The organism is Variovorax sp. 10L421 (genome assembly GCF_056395365.1).
On the sequence record NZ_JBFTJJ010000087.1, the window covers coordinates 1 to 361 of the forward strand.

General features: G+C 67.0%; 1 protein-coding gene. It reads left to right on the forward strand.

The genetic code is table 11. From position 1 onward, the window contains the following. Window positions 1-361, forward strand: a 361-nt coding sequence (locus tag AC1DFC_RS29845) for an AMP-binding protein (RefSeq protein ID WP_478180597.1), incomplete at both ends; no start/stop codon positions are given.

Consider the following 361-nt stretch of genomic DNA (forward strand, 5'->3'; position numbering starts at 1 on the left):
AGGTGGGCATCGCGGTGGAACGCTCCATCGAGATGGTGGTGGGTATCCTCGCGATCCTGAAGGCTGGCGGCGCCTACGTGCCGCTGGACCCGGAGTACCCCACAGATCGGCTGACGTACATGGTCCGCGACAGCGGCATCGCGCTGCTGTTCACGCAGAGCCACCTGCAGATGCCGGGCACCGAGGCGCTGCAGGTGCTGGCACTGGACACGCTCGACCTGTCCGAAGAACCGTCGCACGATCCGCAGCTCGACCTGCACGGCGAGAACCTCGCCTACGTGATCTACACCTCCGGCTCCACCGGCCGTCCCAAGGGCGCGCAGCTGTGCCACCGCAACGTGACACGGCTGCTTGACGCCAC